Source organism: Intestinimonas sp. RTP31139st1_F5_RTP31139_211217 (assembly GCF_040226735.1).
GTDB lineage: Bacteria > Bacillota > Clostridia > Oscillospirales > Oscillospiraceae > Intestinimonas > Intestinimonas butyriciproducens.
Map to the genome: position 1 here is coordinate 1 of NZ_JBCOAQ010000070.1, position 6,132 is coordinate 6,132.

Below are 6,132 nucleotides of genomic sequence, written 5' to 3' on the forward strand. Positions count from 1 at the left end.
ACGTTGACGTGGGAGGCCGCCGTTTTATTGTTACAGACGTGCCAGCTTGGCGTTGAGCTTGGAATAGACGCGGGCCCGGAACCAGGGTTCGGAGGAGGCCTCCACGGCCTCCTCCCTGCCAAACCAGGCCACCGCACTGTTTTCGTCGGGTTTTACCGCCAGAAGTTCGTGCTCGTCGGCCTCCAAGAGATAGGTGAGGTTCAGATGAAGGTGAGAGGGGACATACCTCCCGCGCTTCTCATGGCCGTCCACCGTCAGGATTTCCAGGGAAAAGAGCGCCTCCGACACCGGCGCCACCCGGGCCAGTCCGCTCTCTTCCCGTACCTCCCGCATCGCCACGGCCAGCAGATCCCGCTCTCCGTCCGCATGTCCGCCCAGCCAGGACCAGGAATCGTAAATATTGTGATAGGCCATCAACACCCGCTCTCTGTCCCCGTTCACCACCCAGGCCGAAGCGGTCAGATGGGCGGCCTCATTCTCCCGGGTCCACAGGTCTTGGCCGGTGCGCAGTAATCCCATCAAAACCGCCCGGTCCCGCGCCTCCTGCTCGTTGAAGGGGGCATAGCGCTCCAGTATCTGCAAAAGCTCCATCTTTTACACCTCGATCCAGTACCGCTGTGTGACGCCCGCACCCTCCCGTACCTCTCCTTCCAGCCTGCCGCCATTGGACAGGATGGTTCGGGCCGAAGCGGTGTTTTCCCGGTCACAGGTCACCAATACGCGGGAAATCCCCATCTCTCTGCACTTTTCCAGGGCGAGGTGAAGCATCTCCCCCGCGTATCCCTTCCGACGCTCCCCTTTTCGGACGCTGTATCCGATATGGCCACCGAACCGACGCAGGTAATCATTGAGGGCATGCCGAATCTGAATCATGCCTACCAGAGTCCCGTCGGAGGCCCGTACCCCCAGATAGGAGGTGGCGGGCACCAACCCGCCCCGCACCGTTGCGGGGTCCATGTTGTTCCTTACTCCCGCAAGCCATTGGGCGTAGGGCTCTGACTCATGCAGGTTCCCTGCACCGTGCAATCTCTCTCCCATTTCTATAAATTCTTTTCGGTAATCCATCACGTCATTCTCCCACTGCTCATCCGGGAGCGTCAGTCTGATTTCATCTCCCAATTTTTTCACGCCTCTCTCCTTTATTTCCGCGCCTTTCCGGGAAAGCTATCTCCGGAATTCCAACTACAAAAGGAGGTTGTCACAAATGGACGCGCTCAACCCGATCGCCGACCTGCCCATGGGCTTCGGCATGGCTCTGGCCCAGGATCTCTCCGCCATGGACCGCTTCGCAAGCCTTTCCCCTGATGAGCAGCGGGATCTGATCGACCAGACCCACCGCATCACCTCGAAGGCCGAGATGCGGTCTTTTGTCAGCGCCCTAGGCCGGGACGTGACCCCGCAGGACCTGGCGCCCTGATGAGCGGGCGGGGTGCTCCCGCCCGCCCTTTTACTGCTCCAGCGCCGCCAGCTCCTCCCGCAGGCGGAGCAGGTCTCCCCGTATGTCCAGTCCCTGAGGACATTTCTCCTCACAGGCCCCGCACCCCACACAGCTCGTCGCCCGGCTGGCTTCCTCCATATTGCCCCACCGGGCCTGAAAGCGGGGCGGATTGTGAAACATGCCCCAGTCGTTCCAGAGCTTGAAATTCAGCGGGATATCCACCCCCGCAGGGCAGGGCATACAGTAGCGGCACCCCGTGCAGCCGTTCTTGACCAAGCGCTTGAATTCCGCCGCCGCCCGCTCCAGGACCGCCTGCTCCCCGCTGTCCAGCGGCTGAAAGGCTGTAAAGGTGCGCAGATTGTCTTCCAGCTGCTCCATTGTGGACATACCCGAGAGGACCGTCATGACATTGGGCATGCCTGCCACCCACCGGAGCGCCCAGGAAGAGGCAGAGGCCCCGGGATGTTTCTCCCGGAAAAGCCGCATGACGGACTCCGGAGGGTTGGCCAGGGAGCCGCCCTTGATGGGCTCCATCACAATGAGCGGGACCCCCAGCTCCTCCGCAAGGCGATATCCCCTGATCCCGGCCTGATCCTCCGTGTCCATATAGTTGAACTGGATCTGGCAGCAGTCCCAGTCCCGGGCCGTCAGGATCTCCCGGAATTCCTCATAGGCGCCGTGGAAGGAGAAGCCAAAGTGGCGGAACACGCCTTGTCTCTGGAGTTCCAGGCACCAGTCCACCACACCCAGCTCCACCATCTCCCGCCAGCGGGCCCCGTTGATGTTGTGGAGGAGATAAAAATCCAGGTCGTCTCTCTGGAGCCGCCCCATCTGCTCGTCGAAGATGGTCTTGGCCTTATCCAAAGAATGGATCAGGGTCGTGGGCAGCTTGCTGGTGAGGAAATAGCTCTCCCGGGGATAGGCCGCAAGCGCGCGTCCGACAAAATTTTCGCTGGCGCCATTGTGGTAGAAATAAGCGGTGTCGAAATAGTTGACGCCGCCGCGGTAGGCCCTGTCCAGCATGGCCTGCGCCTGCGCCTCGTCAATGCCCCCGTCCGGGCGCGTGGGGAAACGCATACAGCCGAAGCCCAGCAGGGACGGCCTTACATGCAGCTTTTCCATCTTTCTGTATTCCATCTGATCTCCCCCAGTTCCGTTCGGATTCTTTTCTGTCTCGGCGGATTTTCAGATTTATTTTACCACACCAGGGCGCGTCCGTCTACATAGCCTGGAGGAGAGAGGTTGGGGGTGGTTCTATGTCTTGTCCGGCCCCGTCCGGCCCATCCGGCGAGACCCTGGTACTGCTCAGCGCTGCGGCTGCGATCCAAATCGCCCAGGGAAGGAGCGCCGACGACCTGGGGGTGCTGGCCGCCTTTTTTACCGCCCTGGCGGATAACCTGGCGCTTCTGGCCCTCCGTCAGGACGCCTCGTCCGATGCGTCGTCTTGTCAAAACTCTGTAAATTCAGCGCAACCACGTTGCGCATCCGTCTCCAAACGTGTAGAATATAAAAATCAAGGAATGGAAAGCGGGCATGAAGCATGATCTGCGGCATTGTGGACCTGGGCTCCAATACCATACGGCTGTCTATTTATCACTGGGAGGGGCAGGACTTCCGCCTCCTGCTCAATAAAAAGACCATAGCCGGCCTGGCCGGCTACGTTCAGGGCGGCGTACTCTCCGACAGCGGCATCCTGGTGGCCTGCCGGACCCTTTCCAGCTACCGCGCCCTGCTGGACAACTTCCAGGTGTCGAAAATGCACGTTTTCGCCACGGCCTCCCTCCGCAACATCTCCAACACCGGAGAGGCGGTGGAGACCATTCGGGACGTGACCGGCATCCCTGTGGAGGTCCTCTCGGGCGACGCGGAGGCCGCCCTCTCCTTTAAGGGCGCCGTACTTCCCGGCGGCGTATCCACCGGCCTGCTGGCGGACATTGGCGGCGGCTCCTTCGAGCTGGTGTCCTATGAGGATATGTCCATCACCTCGGCCTGCTCCCTGCCGGTGGGTTCTCTCTCCCTCTACACCCGGTTCGTAAACGGGCTCTTCCCCACGTCTGAGGAGCGCAAGGCCATGCGCGCCTATGTGGAGGAGCAGTTGGACCGCGCCAGGACCGCGGGCGTCCGCCGCGGCCGCCTGTGCGGCGTGGGGGGCACCATCCGGGCCCTCAACAAGCTCTCCGTGGACGTATTCCACAAGCCGCCCGAGAGCCGTTCCATGACGGCGGAAGAGCTGCGTGAGCTATACAAGCTGCTGAAAAAAGATGGCCGGGACACGCTGCGTCAAATTCTCCATGCCGCCCCGGACCGGGTCCACACTCTGGTGCCCGGCCTGGTCATTTTGAATACGATCATCAAGGCCTATGGAGTGGAGCTGGTGACCGCTTCCTCCTCCGGCGTCCGTGAGGGCTACCTTATGGACAGAGTCATGAAACTGTGAGTGTGAGAAACATGTCGGTACAAACCTTGGATTTCAGCTATACACAGGACCGGGAGCTCTCCTGGCTCCGGTTCAACGAGCGCGTGATGGAGGAGGCCCGCGACGAGAGCGTCCCCCTCTTTGAGCGGCTCAAATTCGCGGCCATCTTCACCAGCAACCTGGACGAGTTCTTTATGATCCGGGTGGGCTCCATTTACGACCTGACCCTCATCAAGCAGGCCCATGTGGACACCAAGAGCGGCCTTACCCCCGCCCAGCAGCTCGCCGCCATCTTTCAGGCCGTGGGGCCCCTCTACAAGCAGCGGGACAAGCTCATGGCACAGTTGGAGACCCGGCTGCGGACCTGCAACATCTGCAATCTCACCGTCCAGGAGCTGGACGTAAAGGAGCGCAAGCAGTGCGAGCGGTACTTCCGGGACTATGTGCTGCCCATCCTCTCCCCACAGGTGGTGGACGCCCACCACCCCTTCCCCCACCTGCCCAGCAAGACCCTGAACATCGCCGTGTCCCTGAAGCGGGACGGCGAGAGCTGTTTCGGCATCGTGCCCATTCCCAAGAGCGTCCCCGCCTACCTCAGGCTCAATGAACGCGGCCTGCGCTATGTGCTCATCGAGCAGCTTGTGCTGGAATACGTGGGAGATATCTTTGACCAGTACGCCGTGGAGAGCAAGGCGGTCATCTCCGTCACCCGGAACGCGGACATCTCCCCGGAGGATGAGGATTACGACGTCAACGACGATTACCGCCAGCACATGCGCAAGGTCCTCAAAAAGCGCTCCCGGCTGGCCCCCGTCCGCCTGGAAATCCAGGGGAACGCCAGCGACGCCCTGGTGTCCCACCTGTTGGAGCGCCTGCATCTGAGCCGTGAGCAGGCCTTCCACAGCAAATCCCCCCTTGCGATGGACTATGTCTACTCCCTGGAGGGCCAGCTCCCCGGGGAGAGCAGAGCCGCGCTGTGCTATGAGCCCTTTACCCCGAAGTTTCCAATGGGCCTCAGCCGGAGTGAGAGGATCCTCCCGCAGGTCCTGCGGCACGACGCGCTCCTCTTCTATCCCTTCCACTCCATGGACCCCTTTCTCCAGCTCATCCGCGAGGCGGCCAACGACCCCAATGTGCTCTCCATCAAGATCACCATCTACCGCCTGGCCTCCAAGGCCAAGCTCATTGAGTACCTGGCCGCGGCGGCGGAGAACGGCAAGGACGTCTCCGTCCTCATGGAGCTGCGGGCCCGCTTCGACGAGCAGAACAATATTTCTTGGGCCGAGCGGCTGGAGGACGCCGGCTGCACGGTGCAGTACGGCTTTGAGGGGGTCAAGGTCCACTCCAAGATCTGTCTCATCACCCGGCGGGAGCGGGGCAGCATCCAGCATATCACCCAGGTAGGCACCGGAAATTACAATGAAAAGACGGCCAAGCTGTACACCGACCTGTGCCTGATCACCTCCAACCCCGCCATCGGCGCGGATGCGGCCGCTTTCTTCCAGAACATGTCCATCTCCAACCTGGAGGGGGAGTACCGCCACCTGCTGGTCGCCCCGAACGGCCTCAAAAACCGGCTCATATCCCTCATCGACGGGGAGACCGCAAAGGCCAGGGCGGGCAAGCCGGCCCATATTTTTATAAAGTGCAACTCCGTGACCGACCGCGACCTGATCGACAAGCTCTCGGAGGCCAGCCAGGCGGGAGTGGACATCGTACTGAACGTCCGCGGCATCTGCTGCCTCCGGCCCGGCGTACCCGGAAAGACCGACCGTATCCGGGTATTTTCCATCGTGGGCCGATACCTGGAGCATCCCCGCATCTTCGCCTTCGGCGTCGGGAAGGACGCCCGGCTGTACATCGGCTCCGCCGACCTCATGACCCGAAACACCGAGCGGCGGGTAGAGATCGCCTGCCCCGTGCTGGACGAGGGCATCCGGCGGCAGATCGCCCACTATGTGGACGTCCTGTGCCGGGACAATGGAAAGGCACGGCTCATGGGCTCCGACGGGCATTATTTCCCCGTCCCCGACCGGGGGGAGGCCCCTTTGGATGCGCAGGCCGCCTTCATGGAGGAGGCCGCCCGCCAGGAGCCCGCCCCCGGGGCCGTCTCCCCGGCCCCGGAGCGCCGGAAGGGCTTCTTTGCCGCCGTTCTGGATCGGCTGAAGTCCCGGAGCTGACGCTTTCCGGCCCGCCGCAGGCGCCTCCTCGCTGTAGAACGGGCGGTTTTCGGTGCACAAAAACGGCACGGCCTTTGAAAGGCCGTGGCGTTGTTTGG

At 62.0% G+C, this 6,132-nt stretch carries 7 protein-coding genes; 3 read left to right on the top strand and 4 right to left on the bottom strand.

Features of this window, described 5'->3' with window-relative positions:
- Window positions 1-30 precede the first annotated feature (30 nt).
- Window positions 31-591, bottom strand: a complete 561-nt coding sequence (locus ABUA09_RS17760) for an NUDIX hydrolase (protein WP_195608518.1) — start codon at window positions 589-591, stop codon at window positions 31-33.
- A gap of 3 nt (window positions 592-594) precedes the next feature.
- Window positions 595-1,128: a GNAT family N-acetyltransferase gene (locus tag ABUA09_RS17765; protein ID WP_347568457.1), complete on the bottom strand. Its 534-nt coding sequence runs from the start codon at window positions 1,126-1,128 to the stop codon at window positions 595-597.
- Window positions 1,129-1,204: 76 nt separating this feature from the next.
- Between ABUA09_RS17765 and ABUA09_RS17770 the strand changes: the two genes are divergently transcribed.
- The gene (locus ABUA09_RS17770; protein WP_033117541.1) at window positions 1,205-1,417 is read left to right on the top strand and encodes a hypothetical protein; all 213 of its coding nucleotides are present in this window, start codon (window positions 1,205-1,207) and stop codon (window positions 1,415-1,417) included.
- A 30-nt stretch (window positions 1,418-1,447) separates the two neighbouring features.
- Here the strand turns inward: ABUA09_RS17770 and ABUA09_RS17775 are convergent, their stop codons facing one another.
- Window positions 1,448-2,575, bottom strand: coding sequence for an aldo/keto reductase (locus tag ABUA09_RS17775; RefSeq protein ID WP_075704192.1), 1,128 nt, complete (start codon window positions 2,573-2,575; stop codon window positions 1,448-1,450).
- Between the two features lie 59 nt (window positions 2,576-2,634).
- Window positions 2,635-2,889: a hypothetical protein gene (locus ABUA09_RS17780; protein WP_129868796.1), complete on the bottom strand. Its 255-nt coding sequence runs from the start codon at window positions 2,887-2,889 to the stop codon at window positions 2,635-2,637.
- Between the two features lie 89 nt (window positions 2,890-2,978).
- On the opposite strand from ABUA09_RS17780, the gene ABUA09_RS17785 reads away from it, so the two are divergent.
- Together ABUA09_RS17785 and ppk1 are read left to right on the top strand one after the other, a co-directional pair.
- Window positions 2,979-3,875, top strand: coding sequence for a Ppx/GppA phosphatase family protein (locus tag ABUA09_RS17785; RefSeq protein WP_083630921.1), 897 nt, complete (start codon window positions 2,979-2,981; stop codon window positions 3,873-3,875).
- 11 nt (window positions 3,876-3,886) lie between these two features.
- The gene (ppk1, locus tag ABUA09_RS17790; RefSeq protein WP_075705507.1) at window positions 3,887-6,034 is read left to right on the top strand and encodes a polyphosphate kinase 1; all 2,148 of its coding nucleotides are present in this window, start codon (window positions 3,887-3,889) and stop codon (window positions 6,032-6,034) included.
- The last annotated feature ends 98 nt before the right edge of the window (window positions 6,035-6,132 follow it).